The 16,046-nt window shown below is 58.1% G+C and carries 14 protein-coding genes, 1 rRNA gene and 1 other RNA gene; 3 read left to right on the top strand and 13 right to left on the bottom strand.

The window, feature by feature from the left end:
• Nucleotides 1-261: 261 nt before the first annotated feature.
• The 10 genes from HMPREF1287_RS11880 to ftsE all read right to left on the bottom strand — a co-directional run bounded on the left by HMPREF1287_RS11880 (nt 262) and on the right by ftsE (nt 9,308).
• Nucleotides 262-1,779 (bottom strand): 16S ribosomal RNA (locus HMPREF1287_RS11880).
• A 583-nt stretch (nt 1,780-2,362) separates the two neighbouring features.
• Nucleotides 2,363-3,118: an ABC transporter ATP-binding protein gene (locus HMPREF1287_RS11875; RefSeq protein ID WP_023016949.1), complete on the bottom strand. Its 756-nt coding sequence runs from the start codon at nt 3,116-3,118 to the stop codon at nt 2,363-2,365.
• Entirely contained in the window at nt 3,115-4,092 is a 978-nt protein-coding gene (locus HMPREF1287_RS11870; protein WP_034653509.1) for an iron chelate uptake ABC transporter family permease subunit, read from the bottom strand. The genes HMPREF1287_RS11875 and HMPREF1287_RS11870 overlap by 4 nt, the downstream gene beginning before the upstream one ends.
• A gap of 1 nt (nt 4,093) precedes the next feature.
• On the bottom strand, nt 4,094-5,059 hold the full coding sequence (locus HMPREF1287_RS11865; RefSeq protein ID WP_023016947.1) for an ABC transporter permease: 966 nt from the start codon (nt 5,057-5,059) through the stop codon (nt 4,094-4,096).
• Between the two features lie 67 nt (nt 5,060-5,126).
• Entirely contained in the window at nt 5,127-6,119 is a 993-nt protein-coding gene (locus HMPREF1287_RS11860; RefSeq protein ID WP_023016946.1) for a siderophore ABC transporter substrate-binding protein, read from the bottom strand.
• Nucleotides 6,120-6,355: 236 nt separating this feature from the next.
• Nucleotides 6,356-6,738: a transfer-messenger RNA gene (gene ssrA, locus HMPREF1287_RS12375) on the bottom strand.
• 66 nt (nt 6,739-6,804) lie between these two features.
• Nucleotides 6,805-7,170 (bottom strand): DUF488 domain-containing protein, encoded by a 366-nt coding sequence (locus HMPREF1287_RS11855; protein ID WP_005277610.1) that lies wholly within the window; start codon nt 7,168-7,170, stop codon nt 6,805-6,807.
• Complete coding sequence (smpB, locus tag HMPREF1287_RS11850) at nt 7,163-7,666, bottom strand: SsrA-binding protein SmpB (protein WP_023016945.1); 504 nt, start codon at nt 7,664-7,666, stop codon at nt 7,163-7,165. The genes HMPREF1287_RS11855 and smpB overlap by 8 nt, the downstream gene beginning before the upstream one ends.
• Before the next feature lie 44 nt (nt 7,667-7,710).
• Nucleotides 7,711-8,613, bottom strand: coding sequence for a permease-like cell division protein FtsX (gene ftsX, locus HMPREF1287_RS11845; protein WP_005277606.1), 903 nt, complete (start codon nt 8,611-8,613; stop codon nt 7,711-7,713).
• Nucleotides 8,610-9,308, bottom strand: a complete 699-nt coding sequence (gene ftsE, locus HMPREF1287_RS11840; RefSeq protein ID WP_023016944.1) for a cell division ATP-binding protein FtsE — start codon at nt 9,306-9,308, stop codon at nt 8,610-8,612. The genes ftsX and ftsE overlap by 4 nt, the downstream gene beginning before the upstream one ends.
• 120 nt (nt 9,309-9,428) lie before the next feature.
• Between ftsE and HMPREF1287_RS11835 the strand changes: the two genes are divergently transcribed.
• A complete protein-coding gene (locus tag HMPREF1287_RS11835; RefSeq protein ID WP_023016943.1) occupies nt 9,429-11,057 on the top strand; it encodes an AbgT family transporter in 1,629 nt (542 codons plus the stop codon).
• A 21-nt stretch (nt 11,058-11,078) separates the two neighbouring features.
• Here HMPREF1287_RS11835 and prfB read toward each other — a convergent pair whose 3' ends face one another.
• A complete protein-coding gene (gene prfB, locus HMPREF1287_RS11830; protein ID WP_005277601.1) occupies nt 11,079-12,182 on the bottom strand; it encodes a peptide chain release factor 2 in 1,104 nt (367 codons plus the stop codon).
• Between the two features lie 60 nt (nt 12,183-12,242).
• Here prfB and HMPREF1287_RS11825 point away from each other — a divergent pair, with 60 nt between their 5' ends.
• Together HMPREF1287_RS11825 and hisN are read left to right on the top strand one after the other, a co-directional pair.
• Nucleotides 12,243-13,079 (top strand): inositol monophosphatase family protein, encoded by an 837-nt coding sequence (locus tag HMPREF1287_RS11825; RefSeq protein ID WP_005281837.1) that lies wholly within the window; start codon nt 12,243-12,245, stop codon nt 13,077-13,079.
• Nucleotides 13,072-13,854, top strand: coding sequence for a histidinol-phosphatase (gene hisN / locus HMPREF1287_RS11820; RefSeq protein ID WP_023016942.1), 783 nt, complete (start codon nt 13,072-13,074; stop codon nt 13,852-13,854). The genes HMPREF1287_RS11825 and hisN overlap by 8 nt, the downstream gene beginning before the upstream one ends.
• Here hisN and HMPREF1287_RS12370 read toward each other — a convergent pair.
• Nucleotides 13,851-14,111: a hypothetical protein gene (locus HMPREF1287_RS12370; RefSeq protein WP_023016941.1), complete on the bottom strand. Its 261-nt coding sequence runs from the start codon at nt 14,109-14,111 to the stop codon at nt 13,851-13,853. The two genes, hisN and HMPREF1287_RS12370, sit on opposite strands and share 4 nt — an antisense overlap.
• Nucleotides 14,108-16,045: a ferrous iron transport protein B gene (gene feoB, locus HMPREF1287_RS11815; RefSeq protein WP_023016940.1), complete on the bottom strand. Its 1,938-nt coding sequence runs from the start codon at nt 16,043-16,045 to the stop codon at nt 14,108-14,110. The genes HMPREF1287_RS12370 and feoB overlap by 4 nt, the downstream gene beginning before the upstream one ends.
• Nucleotide 16,046: the final 1 nt, after the last annotated feature.

The raw sequence follows: 16,046 nt of genomic DNA, 5'->3' as shown, positions 1-16,046 counted from the left end.
GGGGATAATGCCCCAGACACCCAACAATGCACCAACGTACAATCAACACTCATTTTCGTATACATGGACACTTTTACGCATGTCACAAAGCACCATTCAAACACTTAGTCCTGTCGATTAAGGTGTATGTCCTACCCGGAATTTCCACACAACGGTGGCAGCAGAACACTCGCCTACTCAACCACCAACCCACACAACACTGTGGGCAACCCACAAACAATGGGTCCTAGCTGCAACTGCAGCCTAGTAAAAGCTCCTTAGAAAGGAGGTGATCCACCCGCACCTTCCGGTACGGGTACCTTGTTACGACTTCGTCCCAATCGCCGATCCCACCTTCGACGGCTCCCTAACACGTTTAGGCCACCGGCTTCGGGTGTTACCAACTTTCATGACGTGACGGGCGGTGTGTACAAGGCCCGGGAACGTATTCACCGCAGCATTGCTGATCTGCGATTACTAGCGACTCCGACTTCATGGGGTCGAGTTGCAGACCCCAATCCGAACTAAGGCCGGCTTTCAGCGATTCGCTCCACCTCACAGTGTCGCAGCGCGTTGTACCGACCATTGTAGCATGTGTGAAGCCCTGGACATAAGGGGCATGATGATTTGACGTCATCCCCACCTTCCTCCGAGTTAACCCCGGCAGTCTCTCATGAGTCCCCAACCAAATGCTGGCAACATAAGACAAGGGTTGCGCTCGTTGCGGGACTTAACCCAACATCTCACGACACGAGCTGACGACAACCATGCACCACCTGTACACCAACCACAAAGGGACGAACTATCTCTAGCCCAATCTGGTGTATGTCAAGCCCAGGTAAGGTTCTTCGCGTTGCATCGAATTAATCCACATGCTCCGCCGCTTGTGCGGGCCCCCGTCAATTCCTTTGAGTTTTAGCCTTGCGGCCGTACTCCCCAGGCGGGGCGCTTAATGCGTTAGCTACGGCACGAAAGTCGTAGAAAGACCCTCACACCTAGCGCCCACCGTTTACGGCATGGACTACCAGGGTATCTAATCCTGTTCGCTACCCATGCTTTCGCTCCTCAGCGTCAGTAACTGCCCAGTAACCTGCCTTCGCCATCGGTGTTCCTCCTGATATCTGCGCATTTCACCGCTACACCAGGAATTCCAGTTACCCCTACAGCACTCAAGTTATGCCCGTATCGCCTGCACGCCCGGAGTTAAGCCCCAGAATTTCACAGACGACGCGACAAACCACCTACGAGCCCTTTACGCCCAGTAATTCCGGACAACGCTCGCACCCTACGTATTACCGCGGCTGCTGGCACGTAGTTAGCCGGTGCTTCTTATCTAGGTACCGTCACAAAAAGCTTCGTCCCTAGCGAAAGGAGTTTACAACCCGAAGGCCTTCATCCCCCACGCGGCGTCGCTGCATCAGGCTTGCGCCCATTGTGCAATATTCCCCACTGCTGCCTCCCGTAGGAGTCTGGGCCGTATCTCAGTCCCAATGTGGCCGTACACCCTCTCAGGCCGGCTACCCGTCGCCGCCTTGGTAGGCCATTACCCCACCAACAAGCTGATAGGCCGCGAGCTCATCCTACACCGAAAAAACTTTCCAACCACCACACTAAAGATGGTTCCTATCCGGTATTAGACCCAGTTTCCCAAGCTTATCCCGAAGTGCAGGGCAGATCACCCACGTGTTACTCACCCGTTCGCCACTCGAGTACCCTGCAAGCAGGGCCTTTCCGTTCGACTTGCATGTGTTAAGCACGCCGCCAGCGTTCGTCCTGAGCCAGGATCAAACTCTCCACAAAAAGAATTTCAGCACAACACTGAAAAGGCCGTGAAAAGCCCAAACCTAACCAAAAGAACAAACCACCACAAACCCACAAAAGCAGGCCCATGCTGGCGTCCAAAAATTACTACAAAGAAAAAATAAACTGCCTCCCCAACCCGACGGGGCACAAAAAGGGAGACAAAAAGTTGAACACAATCACATGCCAACCAATCCATCAATGCAGCCGAAACACTAAACAGTATTCAAAAAGATGCGTATTCCAACACCTTACCGGCACACACCAACCAACAAACCACCATTAGGTTCGCCGGCCAACAGACCAATCAACACACAACCATGCACACAAAAATAAAAATAAGTACATTGGCACACTATTGAGTTCTCAAACAACATCCACACACCACAAGAAAATTAACCAAACGTTAACCTCTCATCGGCGGCTCGTACTAACTTACCCAACAACCTGAACCAAGTCAAATCCCCGAGCCAAGCCAGTACAAAAAGTCACAAACAAGTAACCAACCGGCTACCTCTCGGCGACTCGCTAAAATTTATACTACCCCACTACACAACGCAAACTCGCAGGCCAACGTTGCTTTTTAGTGATAGCACGCGATCTTTCCATCGGGCCCATCGATAACGCGCACCGGAGTATTGAAGATGGGCGTCAGGATATCGTCGCGCATAATCTCCTCCGCCGGGCCGTATTCGACGATCTGCCCGTCCTTGCAGGCGCAGATATAGTCCGCGTAGCGCGCGGCAAAGTTGATGTCATGCAGAACCACGATGACTGTGCGGCCCAGCTCCTGGGCAGCCTCGCGCAGGTGGCGCATCATGTCCACCGAGTGCGAGATGTCCAAGTTATTCAGGGGCTCATCCAGCAGCACGTAATCAGTTTCTTGGCACAGCACCATGGCTACGTACGCGCGCTGGCGCTGACCCCCGGATAGCTGGTCAAGATAGCGGTGCTGCAATTCTTCCAAATGCAGGAATTGGATGTACTTAGAAATGACCTCTTCATCGTGTTTATTGAGCCGCCCCTTGGTATAGGGGAAGCGGCCAAAGCCCACAAGCTGGCGCACGGTCAGTTTCGTGACGAAGTGATTTTCCTGCCGCAGAATAGACACGATCTTTGCCAAATCGGCGGACTTGCTGGATTGGATGTCATAGCCGGCGATTTCGATGCTGCCTTCATCCATGTCGAGCAGGCGCCCGATCATGGTGAGCATCGTGGACTTACCCGCACCATTCGGCCCCACCAGCGCGGTGATGCCTCCCTGTGGGATGGTCAGGTTGAGTGGACCAATAGCGGTCTCGGCGGAATAGGTTTTAGAAACGTTCTTTAATTCGATCACAGTCGGCCCTTTCGCATAATGACAAAGAGGAACACGGAGCCACCTACCAGCTCAATGATGATGGACACCACACCTTGGGCGGAAAATACGTGCTGCATGAGGAAGTACGCCGCAATGAGCACGAAGAATGCTAGCCCCACCGCCATCGGAAAGATATAGCGGTGATCGTAGGTATCGGCGAATTGATAGGCCAGCGTCGCCACCAAAAAGCCCAAGAAGGTCATGGGCCCTACCAGCGCGGTCGTCGTCGCCATCAACAACGAGACCAAAATCAGCGTGTAGATCGCATGCACTTTATGGTTCACGCCCAGGTTGGTACTGACATCGGCGCCCAAGGAAATCACGTTGAGCTTGCGCGCATTGAGTACCAAAAGCGTGGTGGCGATGGCCACGATGGGAATGGCGATGGGATAGTACTCGGATTCGGCGTTATTGACGGAGCCAAACAGGCGCGCGGTCAGGATGTCGAACTCGCTGGGGGTAAGCATGCGTTGCATAAAGGTCGATAGCGAGCCCAGGCCACCGCCGATGACCACGCCGACTAGCAGCATGGCGTGCATATTCTGCTTCCTATTGGTCAGCAGCCACGAATAGAGCACCAGGGAAAGTCCCACCATGACGGCCATTTGCATCAGGAAGGTGGGCACGGTGCGGGCATCGTTAAGCCCACTAGCACCCAGGAAGAAAATGGTCGCGGTATTGATGGCAACGTAGAGGGACTCAAAGCCCATGATGGACGGCGTCAAGATGCGGTTATTCGTCACGGTATGAAAAGACACCGTGGCCATGGCTTGGCACACAGCGACGATCGCCATGGCGATGAGGGCATCGGCGCGGCGCTGGGCGATGAGCCAAAACTTGCGGGTGCCAAAGTCCATCGGGTTGCCATAGGCCAGGTAGGCAAAAGCCAAAGCCGCAGCTAAGCCCCATACGCAGACCAGCGTGATCCAGTACTTCTTGGGTGGGGCGGACATCTTAGTTCGCACGGGTCGACCTCACAATCATGATGATGAAGACGATGGCGCCAATGACGCCAAGAATGACCGAAACCGGCATCTCGAATGGGGCGATGATGACGCGCCCCACCAGGTCACACACCGTGACGATGCCGATGCCCAGCAGGCAGACCCAGGGAACGTTGGAGCGCAGGTCATCGCCGCGCACCATGGAGACGATATTCGGCACGATAAGCCCAAGGAATGGCAGAGATCCTACGACAACGGTGACCACGCCCGTAGCAATGGCAATGAGCCCTGTTCCAAGCAACAACATGCGGTTATAGTTCAGCCCAACGTTGGTGGCCACGTCCTCGCCCAAGCCAACGACGGTGAGGCGGTCGGCGTAGATATACACTGCCACCAGCACCAAGAGCACGATCCACAAAACCTCGTATTGACCCTTGTACACCGCGGTAAATGAGCCCATGAACCAGATTCCCAATTGCTGGAGCATATCCGTCATCAAGGCGAAAAACGTCGAGACCGCAGAGACCACGGCGCCCAGCATGATGCCGATGATCGGCACGATGAGCGAGGAGCGCAGGGTCACTCGACGTAAGAAGAGGAAGAATACGACGGTACCCAGGAAGGAAAAGACCACCGCACCTATCATCTTGGTCAGGATCGAGGCAGTGGGTGCGACGGCCATGACGACGAGAAGACCCAGCCCGGCCCACTCCGTGGTGCCGGTGGTAGAGGGTTCGACGAAGCGATTTTGGGTAAGCAGCTGCATGACCAGGCCGCTTACAGCCATGGCCGCGCCGGCCAGCACCAAGGCAATGGTGCGCGGCAAGCGGGTAATGCCGAACATGGCGGCCCCATCATCGGCACCAAAAACGTCGTACTGTCCGGTCAGCAGAGAAGTAACGAGCAACGCGGCTACGATGAGTACGCCGAGGCCCAGCTTCCAATCCCAGACCTTTGTGCGGGTGGTGGTTTCCATAACTATCCTTTACGCACCTGAAAACCGGAGGGCACAAATCCCTCCGGTTTCCGGTTTTTAGTGGTGGCTAGTTCTTTTCAAACGCGTCTGCCATCGCGTTGAGCGTCTCCGTGAAGGTAATGATGTTTTCATTGGTGTAGGTATCCTGCGGAGCGGCAACGATGTTGCCTTCCTTAACGGCAGTCACGTTCTTGAGTGCCGCGGAATCCTCTACCAGCTTCTTACCTGGGGTGTAGCCTGCTTCATCCTTGGCAATAGCACCGTCGCGGTCCATGATGAGGATGTAGTCAGGGTTGGAATCAGCGATTGCCTCGACGGAGATGTCATCGCCCTCGTGGTCATCGCTAGCGTTTTCCACCTCGAGGGAAGGCTTCATGCCCAGCAGGTCAAAGAATGGCCCGAAGAAGCGGCCCTTACCTGGGGCGATGTAGTTGATGTCGCCACCGGTGGTGTTGACCGCCATGACGGTTTTCTCAGGATCGTAGGCGTCCTTGGCACGGTCCAGCGCCTTATTGAAGTCATCCACGAGCTTCTTTGCTTCGTCTTCGTGGTCGAAGATCTTGCCCAGTGCTTCGGTCTGGCGGATGAGTTCTTCCGCCATGTCCTTATCGTCGCGCGGGGAGAAGTCGAGGACCGGGGTATCTTCCATCAGTGCCTCGATATCAGCCTGGTGCTGGGTGAAGCGCTGACCGTTGATGACGATGTCCGGCTCTGCGGCAACCAGTGCTTCCAGGTCAGGTTCGCGGTGCATACCCAGGTTGGCCTCGATCGAGTCTTCATTGATCTTGTCCGAGAGGGTATCTGGGACAATGCCGAGCGGGGCAGCCACGATATTGAGGTCCCAGTCCGCGAGGATTTCGAAGGCGCGGTTATCCGTTACCGCGACGCGCTCGAACGGTACGTCAAGCTCGTGGGTGCCATTATTATCTTCGATCTGCAGTGCGCTTTCCGATGTCCCCTTATTCGAACCCTGGTCCTCTTCTTCCGCAGTGCTACATGCGGTAAGTGCCAAGGAGGCGACAGCTACGACAGACAAAAGAGCGCGATGAATTTTCTTCATTGTGCTTTCCTTATAGACGAGAAACAAATGCCCCATTAACTTATCTTAAGTCACCCTAACCAATCAAGGTTGAGGGTAACCTTTCCTAAAGCGCATCGTCCCGACCATAGAAACGCGCTGCATTTGCGAAAGAAAACCCCTGTTGCGAGGACAAATCGATACCCGCCTACCCTACCCCCGCGCGGATGGATTTTATGAGAAAAGCCCCAGCTAGAACTGAATCTAGCTGGGGCTCTTGGTGGAGCTGCCGGGACTTGAACCCGGGTCCTTCGTCACCTTGCCAGGGCTTCTCCGTGCGCAGTTCGCACATGATCTCTGCTCGGCCCTCCGGTTCGGGCGAACTCGTACCGGATGATGGGCCCAGTCACCAGTAAGAGTCCCATCTGGTCCTGATGACACAGCCAGACGGCAAGTTCCTTAGTCGATGCCAGATTCTAGGTCAGGAACGAAACCTAGGCTGACAGACACGCGTCGCTGTAATTAGGCAGCGAGGGCGTAGTCACGCTGAGAGTTCTTCTCTGCGTTTATTTGTTTGCTACGACGCTTAAACGGTGGTCGATAGCCTTCACCGGCACGCTTCCCCTGGCGCAGTGTACGAAGTCGAAACCAAATCAACCCCATAGCACTGTAGGGACGGGATAGTGCATCATTCCCTACGGTTATTCCAACACTACCGCAGACGCTTTTATTTCTCCAAGTGCTCTTCCAGCCAGTCTTTTAAGACCACCGCGTGGTTAATCTCGCGGTCGGCAGCACCAAAGAGCAGGGTGAGGTCCCCCTCCTTTGCCAAGGAGAGCAACCGGGTGAGTTCCTCGGACTCGCGGTCATCGAGCTCGGCGCGGTAGCGGCGCGAAAACTCCTGGAAGGAATCATCGTCATGGCCCCACCACTTGCGCAGCTCGGGGCTGGGCGCCACGTCCTTAAACCATTCGTCATAGTCCAGGTCCGCCTTGGCGATGCCCCGCGGCCACAGGCGGTCTACCAATACGCCGGTTCCGGAAATGGAGTCCTCGCCCTTGACTGCATCGTGAACCTTTACCGTTTTAAGCATTAATCCCCTTCACGCGGCGGCCGAGCTCGCGGGTGATTTCGCGGTTCTGGTCGCGCCGCTTGATGTCTTCGCGCTTGTCATAATCCTGCTTACCCTGCGCGAGCGCCAGCGACAACTTCGCGTACCCATTTTTGAGGTACACCTTGAGCGGCACCAAGGTTTTATTGCCGTTGCGCACCTGCCCGTAGAGCTTGTCGATCTCCCGGCGGTGCAGCAAGAGCTTGCGGGTGCGCCGCGGGCTGTGGTTGGTCCAGGACCCCATCGAATACTCCGGAATGTGTAGATTCCGCAAGTACACCTCGCCATTATCAATGGTGGCGAAGGCATCATTAAGCGAGATCTTGCCTTCCCGGAGGGATTTGATCTCCGTGCCGAGCAAGACGATGCCGCACTCGAATTCTTCGAGGATCTTATAGTCGTGCCGGGCCCGGCGGTTGGTCGCAAGCGTGGCGTCCCCGGAAGCCGCCTTCTTATTCTTCTTGCCCTTTTTAGCCATAATTGCCTCAGTGTACTGCTCGTTTACCGCACCCGGCAAACGGCTTAGCGGCGGACATAGGAACGCAGGGTAATCTGCGCGGTGGCAGCGGTAACCGCCAAGGCGAGCAGCCCCACCAGCGGCAGTGCTATCCACAGATCGCTTAACTTCATCGGTGCCAGCAACTGCGATTCATACAGGCCCTGCAGCGCAGGATCGATCACTTGGGACTTCGCCACGAGCAGCCCGGCACCGCCCAGGACCACACCGATAAGGGAGGCGAGCACCGCTTCTACCACGAACGGCGCTTGCGTCATCCAGCGCGAGGCGCCCACCATGCGCATAATTTCGGTCTCCCGGGTGCGGTGGAAGGCGGCGATTTGCACCATATTGGCCACCAAGAAGATGGCTGCAATGGACATCACGATGGCCACGATGAAGGTGGCGGTGCGGATGGAATCGAGGTTGCTTGCCGCCTCGCGCACCTCTTCCTGCTGGTCCACGACCTCTTCTACCGCCGGGTTATCCCGCACGGCATCGATAGCGGAGGCTTCCTCCGGATCAACGAGGCGCACGTGCAATGCTGCAGGCAGCGCATCCGGCGAGGTTTGTTCCACCATCACCGGATCCGTGTCCTGGAAGAGCTCACGGAAGCGCTCGTAGGAAGCCTCCCGGTTGCGAAATTCCACGGACTCTACGGAACTATCGGATTCCAACTGGTCCTTTAAGTCCGCGCATGCGGGAGTGGAGCAGTTTGGATCCGTGGCTGAAATATCCTCGTTGAGCTGCACCATAACCTCGACGCGGTCCAAGTAGATATCCTTCGTATCCTTGGTGAGGTTGGTGACCATGATGCCGGCAACCACGGCGCCGACAGAAATGGCTGTGGTAATGAGCATCGCGATGGTCATCGTCAGGTTGCGGCCCAAGCCCTTGGTGGCCTCGCGGAAGATGAATCCTAGGTTCATGCCTGCTCCTCCTGCGCCGAATAGGCGGCGTTGTGTTCATCGCGAACGAGCGTGCCATCGCGCAATTCCAGCACGCGCCTCTTCGCCTTATCCACGGCGCGGGAATTGTGCGTGGACATCACTACGGTGGTGCCACGCTTGTTGATGCGCAACAGCAAGTCCATGATCCCGTCGGCGGTGGCGGGATCGAGGTTGCCCGTGGGTTCATCGGCAAGCAGCAGCTTCGGCCGATTGACCAGGGCGCGGGCGATAGCAACGCGCTGCTGCTCACCGCCGGAAAGCTCGTGCGGCATCGCATGGTGGCGGTTTTCCAGCCCCACCATCTCCAGCACCTGCGGCACCGCGGTGGAGATGCGGTGCTTGCTCTTGCCGATGACCTCCAGGGCAAACGCCACATTCTGGTACACGTTCAGCTTGGGAAGCAGCCGAAAATCTTGGAATACGTAGCCAATGGATTGGCGCAGGGCGTTAATATCCTTGCCCTTCAACTCATTGACGTGGAAGTCACCGAAGTAAATATCGCCCGAGGTCACATTGCTATAGCGCACCATGAGCTCAAGAAAAGTGGACTTTCCGGACCCCGAAGGGCCGATGAGGAACGCAAACTCACCGTCCGCAATTTCAAAAGACACCCCATCGAGCGCGGGGCGGGACTGGGCGGAATACACCTTAGTCACGTTATTGAAAGTAATCACCCCGCCACTGTAGCAACCAAAGTTGACAGTGACCTGTGAACGCTATTTAGTAGTGTAGTCTAGAACACAAAATCTGGTACGCAATGATGCCCGACCCGATCGACAGAAAGTGCCGATACTATGGCCGAGACTAAAACCAAAGAAAAACCGGAGAAAGCAAGCGGCTTTTTAGGCACCGTAGAAAAGATTGGCAATAAACTCCCCGATCCTTTCTGGCTCTTCGTCATCCTCGCGATCATCGTCGCCATTACCTCATGGATTGGCCACTTAATTGGCATGAGCGCCGAGGATCCTAAATCCGGCGATACCATCGAGGTTGAATCCCTCCTGACCACCGAGAATATCTCGCGCATGGTCACGGACGCGGTGGAGAACTTCACGAGCTTCCCGCCACTGGGCGTCATCCTCGCCGTGATGCTGGGTGTGGCCGTGGCCGAGCAGTCTGGGCTCTTGTCCGCGCTCGTGCGCGCCATGGTGACCAAGGTCAGCCCGAAGTTCCTTACCTTCATCGTCGCCCTGGCCGGCGTGACCGGTTCCGTGGCTTCGGATGCCATTTATGTCATCCTCATCCCGCTGGGCGCGATGGCCTTCCACTCGGTGGGCCGCTCCCCCATCGTGGGTGCCATGGTGGCCTTTGCGGCATCCTCGGCGGGCTTCAACGCCTCGCTGATCCTCAACATCACTGACCTCCTGCTGGCCGGTATTTCCACTCCTGCCGCACAGTTTGTGGATGAGGCTTATGAGGTCAGCCCGCTGGCCAATATCTTTTTCGTCATCCCATCCGCCATCGTGCTATCGCTTATCATTACCGCCGTCACGGAATGGTTCATGGTGAAAAAGGCCCGCGACCTGGTCAACCACGACAAGATCAATTACGAGGAAGTCTCCTTCTCCCAGGCCGCCGGCGCCGCTGATAATGAGGCGGACGAGGACGCGGAAGAAGGCGACGTTGATTTCGAGGAAGAAGAAGACGAGCTGCGGGTAAAGCCGGAGGAACAAAAGGGCTTGACCGCCTCTGGCATCGCGCTGCTCATCTTCCTCGCTGGTTTCTTCGCCCTGCTCTTTATCCCGGGCTCTCCGCTCGCTAGCCAGGAAGATAGCTTCATGGAATCGCCGCTGATTAGCGCGATTGCGGTTCCTATTGCCCTGGCCTTTTTGGTCTGCGGCATCGTCTACGGCATCTACGCCGGCACGCTGAAGTCCGCCTCGGACGTGCCAGATTTCATGGCTAAAGGCATTAAGACCTTGGTCCCCATGCTGGTGCTCTTTTTCGCCGTCGCTCAGTTCTTGGCGTGGTTCCAGTGGTCCAACCTCGGTGTCTGGACCGCGATTAAGGGTTCTGAGCTGCTGCAGGCATGGTCGCTGCCGCCCATCTTGATGTTCGCCGCACTCGTGGCCATGGTGGCAATCCTCAACCTGTTCATTACCTCAGGTTCCGCGCAGTGGGCGCTGATGGCGCCGGTGATCGTCCCGATGATGATGTACGTGGGCATCTCGCCCGAGGTCTCCCAGATGCTCTTCCGTATCGGTGACTCGCCGACAAATATCATCACACCGATGTCGCCGTACTTCGCCCTCGCACTGACCTTCCTGCAGCGCTACTACAAGCCGGCGGGTGTTGGCACGCTGATGTCGCTGGCGCTGCCGTATTCCATCGCCATGATCGTTGGCTGGTTCATCTTCTTTATCGTGTGGTACCTGCTGGGTATCCCACTTGGACCGGGCGCACCGATGCACTACCCGGCTTAATCCTGCAGGGCGCGGTTGAGGTTAATCCTCGCCGCGCTCTTGTTGCATGCGCCAGCGGATGCCGGCTTCCAAGAAGCCGTCGATATCCCCGTCGAGTACCTTGGAGGGATCGCCCATTTCAAAATTGGTGCGCAGGTCTTTGACCATTTGGTACGGGTGCAAAACATAAGAGCGCATCTGGTTGCCCCAAGAGGCATTGCCGCCGGCGCCGAGCGCATCGAGCTCCGCCCGCTCCTCCTGGCGCTTGCGTTCCAAGAGCTTTGCCTGCAACACCCGCATGGCAGAAGCCTTATTTTGGATCTGTGACTTCTCATTCTGGCAGGTGACCACGATGCCGGTGGGGATATGGGTCAGGCGCACCGCGGAATCGGTGGTGTTAACGGACTGTCCACCGGGGCCAGAGGAACGGTACACATCCACGCGCACCTCGTTATCTGGCACGTCGATGTGGTCCGTTTGCTCCACCACGGGAAGGACCTCGACCTCCGCAAAGGAGGTTTGGCGCCGGCCCTGGTTGTCAAAGGGCGAAAGGCGCACGAGGCGGTGCGCGCCCTGTTCCACGGAAAGCTGGCCGTACATGTATTCCCCATGCACCACGAAGGTGGCGGATTTAATACCGGCTTCCTCAGCATAGGAAATATCGTAAATATCCACCTTGTGGTCGTGCTTTCCGGCCCAGCGGGTGTACATGCGCATGAGCATCTCCGCCCAATCGGCCGCGTCTACCCCGCCGGCACCCGACCGGATATTGATCACGGCCTCGCGCGGGTCATATTCCCCGGAGAGCATGGTTGTTACCTCGAGGGATTCGATGGCGCTTTCCAGCTCAGCAAGGTCTTCATCGGCAACGGAGACGGTACCTTCTTCCTCCGCGAGCTCGTACATCACCGGCATATCATCTAAGCGCCCGCGCAAGGACTCCAGTTTGCGGACCTTTGCCTGTGCTGAAGACAGCTCAGAGGTGACCTTTTGTGCGTGCTCGGGGTCATCCCACAGCGAGGGATCCCCAGCTTGGGCTTCCAACTCCCGAATGCGCGCAGCCAAGGCTTCCGGATCCATGACCTTTTCAATGGTGGTCAGGGTGGTGTCCAATTGCTTGAGCCGTGTAATTACTTCGGGACGCATAGGCCCCAATCTTACCCACCTACCCCACAGAATTAGCCATTGGTTGAATTTAGGGCGACAATGGTGTGCATGGATCAAAAGCCAAGCTTGCAGGAGATGATCGATGCGGTCATCAAAACGTTTATTGTCGCGCATGCAGACGATGGGGATGCCCATTTGGCGCAGGCGCTTGTGTATAACGCCGGACGCTTGGCTTGGCGCTTGCGCGAGATGGGCGTCTCGGTTGAGCAGAAAACCTCTATTTCTGACGTGGTCACGGATGCGGACCGCGCCGCCGAGCGCTTTATCGCCGGCGTGCTAGAGGCCGTGCGCCCTGAGGATGGTCTCGTGGGCGAGGAAGGCACCGCCCGCGAGTCCCAGTCTGGGCGCAACTGGGTCATCGATCCGGTGGATGGCACCTACAATTTCACCTCTGGCTCGGATTATTGGTGCTCGGCGCTCGCGCTTACCGATGCCTCCGGGGTCGCCCTCGGCGCCGTCCACCGCCCCGCCATGGGCTATACCTGGTTTGGCGGGCGCGACTACCCCACCTCGCTCGATGGCAAGGACGTTGCCAAGCTGCAGGATAAGCCGGCAGAAGAAATCTCTCTCTCGTCCTACCTACACCCAACGTCGCTGGCGGATCCAGAAATTCGTGCCGCGTGGCAGCGGGTGGCCGAAAACTTTGCTACAGTCCGTATGCTTGGTGCCGGTTCGGTGGACTTGGCCTCCGTGGCAGAAGGCACGTGGGGCGCATGGATGCAGCATTCGGTAGCGGATTGGGATTGGTTCCCCGGCAAGGCTCTCATTGAGGCCGCCGGTGGTGCCGCCCGCAAGGTAGAAGCCGGTGGCGTCGAGTGGTGCTTGGCCGGAAATAAACAGGTAGTTCAACAAATGGAGGAATGGCTCCGTGGGTAAATTCAAAGAAGACTTAGGTCTCGCTCTCGAGTTAGCCGGTCACGCCGATGTGGTCACGATGCATCGCTTTGAGGCCACCGACCTTTCCGTCAAGGAAAAGCCGGACCTGACCCCGGTTTCGGATGCGGATCTGAACTGCGAGAAGCACATCCGCGATTCGCTGAAGCGCTCCCGCCCGCGCGATGAGGTTTTGGGCGAAGAATTCGGCGGCCAGGCCTGCTACGAAGGCCGCCAGTGGGTTATCGATCCCATCGATGGTACGAAGAACTTCGTGCGCGGCGTGCCGGTATGGGCCACGCTTATTTCCCTGCTTGAGGACGGCGAACCGGTCGTCTCCGTGGTTTCTGCCCCTGCCCTGCGCCGGCGCTGGTACGCGGCGAAAGGCGCCGGTGCCTACCGTGTTTTTGGCGGCGAGCCGAAGCGCCTGCACGTCTCTCAGATCGAAAAGCTTGGGCATGCATCCCTGGCCATGAGCTCGCTGACAGGCTGGTCCGAGCGCGGGTTGCGCGATAAGTTCCTCAACCTCACGGATAAGACGTGGCGCCTGCGCGGCTACGGCGATTTCTGGTCCTATTGCCTCGTGGCAGAAGGCGCCGTCGATATCGCCACCGAGCCGGAGGTCTCCCTCTGGGACCTCGCCGCCCCATCCCTGCTCGTGACCGAGGCCGGCGGCACGTTTACGGATCTGTCCGGCAATCCCGGGCCGCACGGCGGATCGGCCATTGCCTCCAATGGCCGCCTGCACAAGGCCGCGCTGCAGATGCTGCAGGATTAGGGTCGGGCCGAAAGCTTCAATAGGACCGGTTCGCGGCGCCCGCCCTCGGCGCCGGAGCAACCATCGCTGTGCGAGCAACTTCCGCAGCCACCCGTGGGGCACGAGGACAGCGATTCGCGCACGAGCTGCGCGCTGTGTTCCAAGTGGGCGAGGATAACCTCCACCGTCCCCTGCCCTAATCCCGTTGCCCGGGCGATATCCGCGGGCGTGGAGTGACCGCCGCGGATCGCTTCTTTTACTTTGTCTGTAGGGCTCATAGGAATAACCTCAGCACTTGGAAGACGCCAACGGCCAAAACCCAAGCCGTGACGAGCTGCAGCACAAAGCCGATGAGCGTCCACTTCCAGCCAATTTCGCGCCGCTGCGCGGCCACCGTGGCTACGCACGGCGTATAGGCCAAGAGGAAGACCATATACGCCCACACCGCGGCCAGGCCGTGTCCGCCGGAGGCGGCGTCGAAGTCGCTGCGGATGTGATCGGCCAGCGAAGACTCGGCCTGTTCCTCAGGATCCGCATCCGTGACATCATCGACGGCGTAGGTCTGTGCCCAGGTGGAAATCAGTGTTTCCTTCGCCACAAAACCTGTTACCAGCGGGCCGGTCAGGGACCACGAATCGAAGCCAGCCGGCGCAAACGCCGGGGAAATCGCCTTGGATACCGCTCCATAGGCCGAGTCCTCCGGCGGGACGGCTTCCTCGTCAAAGGAATGCCCACCGGTAACTGGGATGGACATGAGCAGCCAAATGACCACCACCGTGGCCACGATGATGCCGCCTGCAGTGTGCAGGAATCCCTTCAGGCGCACCCACATGACCGAGAGCGATAGCTTGAACGTGGGCAGCTGATACGACGGCAGGTCAATAACGAGCGCCTCGGACGGCATGGCGCGCCAGACCGTTTTGCGCAGAGCCAGGCCCACGGCGACCACCAAGGCGATGGATAAGACATACATGCCAAAGACGGCCGATCCGGCGTGATCTGGGAAAAAGACCTGCGCCAGCATCATAAAGACGATAAGGCGCGCCGAGCACGAGGTAAACGGGATGAGCAGGCAGGTAAGGATGCGGTGGCGGACATCGCCAAGCACGCGTGTGGCCGAAATCGCTGGCACGTTGCAGCCATAGCCCACCACGATGGGGATAAAGGCCTTGCCAGGCAGACCAATCGAACGCATGACCCTATCGGTGACCACCGCGGCGCGCGCCATGTAGCCGGAATCCTCCAGCACCGCGAGGCACAAGAACATCAGCGCCAGCAGCGGGGCGAAGGTCAGGACCATGCCGACGCCGCCAATGAGGCCATCGACAAGCAGGCCCGTAATCAGCCAATGGTCGAGGCCAATGGCTTCCAGCCCGGCGCGGGCCGCGTCCGAGACCGGACCAGTAATAAGGTCCTCGAGCCCGTCCTGCATGGGCCCTGCCACCGTGGTGGTGATGAAGAAGACCGCCCACATCACCGCGAGGAAGAGCAGTGGGCCCACCACCGGGTGCAGCACCACGCGGTCGACGCGTTGGGTGAGGGTCTCGCCCACCTCCACGCGGTGGACCGCAGCTTTTTCGGCGGCATCGAGATCCGCGAAGCGCTGGTCCAGGCCAGAATCCTCGCGAATGATGGTCGGCTCAGCGCGCATGACCTGCGCCACGGCGCTTTCCAACCCGTCGAGGTTGCGCCGGCGCCGACCATTGACGCTGACCACTGGCATGCCGGTAGCGCGGGAGAGCGCGTCAGTATCGATGCTAATGCCCTGCTGCTCGGCCATATCCTCCTTGGTCACGCCGAGGACGACACGGTATGGCTCGGCGGCGATTTGCAGCGCCAAGTTGAGCCCGCGGGCCGAGGCCGTTGCGTCCACGAGGACCACGACGACATCGGGGCGCTCATCTGCGGGGCAGTCAATGAGCATCTGCTTAGTAAAGGCCTCATCGGGGCTCATGGGGTCTAGGGAATAGGCGCCGGGCAGGTCGATGATGTCGAAGGCCTCTGGCTGCGCATTCCAGAGCCCGCGGCTGACCTCGACCGAGGTGCCCGGCCAGTTGCCGGTCTGGACCTTCGCGCCGGTCAATGCGTTAAAGAGTGTGGATTTTCCGGAATTCGGCGCGCCCACCAGTGCCAGGACGGGCGTGCCTTCCGCCGCTATCCGCATACTAGAGGTACTGTGGCAGCTTGCTGGGGCCGTGGAGTTATGTGCCATG

It is taken from the genome of Corynebacterium sp. KPL1986 (genome assembly GCF_000477975.1).
GTDB classification, from domain to species: Bacteria; Actinomycetota; Actinomycetes; order Mycobacteriales; family Mycobacteriaceae; genus Corynebacterium; species Corynebacterium accolens.
This window is presented reverse-complemented; position numbering and strand designations above follow the sequence as displayed.

Bases quoted from the DNA above. Each gene is read 5' to 3' on its own strand.
- prfB (WP_005277601.1), bottom strand. From the start codon at position 12,182: ATGCGTCCCGAAGTAATTACACGGCTCAAGCAATTGGACACCACCCTG.
- HMPREF1287_RS11835 (WP_023016943.1), top strand. From the start codon at position 9,429: ATGGCCGAGACTAAAACCAAAGAAAAACCGGAGAAAGCAAGCGGCTTT.
- HMPREF1287_RS11855 (WP_005277610.1), bottom strand. From the start codon at position 7,170: ATGCTTAAAACGGTAAAGGTTCACGATGCAGTCAAGGGCGAGGACTCC.
- ftsX (WP_005277606.1), bottom strand. From the start codon at position 8,613: ATGAACCTAGGATTCATCTTCCGCGAGGCCACCAAGGGCTTGGGCCGC.
- HMPREF1287_RS11825 (WP_005281837.1), top strand. From the start codon at position 12,243: ATGGTGTGCATGGATCAAAAGCCAAGCTTGCAGGAGATGATCGATGCG.
- HMPREF1287_RS11860 (WP_023016946.1), bottom strand. From the start codon at position 6,119: ATGAAGAAAATTCATCGCGCTCTTTTGTCTGTCGTAGCTGTCGCCTCC.
- feoB (WP_023016940.1), bottom strand. From the start codon at position 16,045: ATGGCACATAACTCCACGGCCCCAGCAAGCTGCCACAGTACCTCTAGT.
- HMPREF1287_RS11865 (WP_023016947.1), bottom strand. From the start codon at position 5,059: ATGGAAACCACCACCCGCACAAAGGTCTGGGATTGGAAGCTGGGCCTC.
- HMPREF1287_RS11870 (WP_034653509.1), bottom strand. From the start codon at position 4,092: ATGTCCGCCCCACCCAAGAAGTACTGGATCACGCTGGTCTGCGTATGG.
- smpB (WP_023016945.1), bottom strand. From the start codon at position 7,666: ATGGCTAAAAAGGGCAAGAAGAATAAGAAGGCGGCTTCCGGGGACGCC.
- HMPREF1287_RS12370 (WP_023016941.1), bottom strand. From the start codon at position 14,111: ATGAGCCCTACAGACAAAGTAAAAGAAGCGATCCGCGGCGGTCACTCC.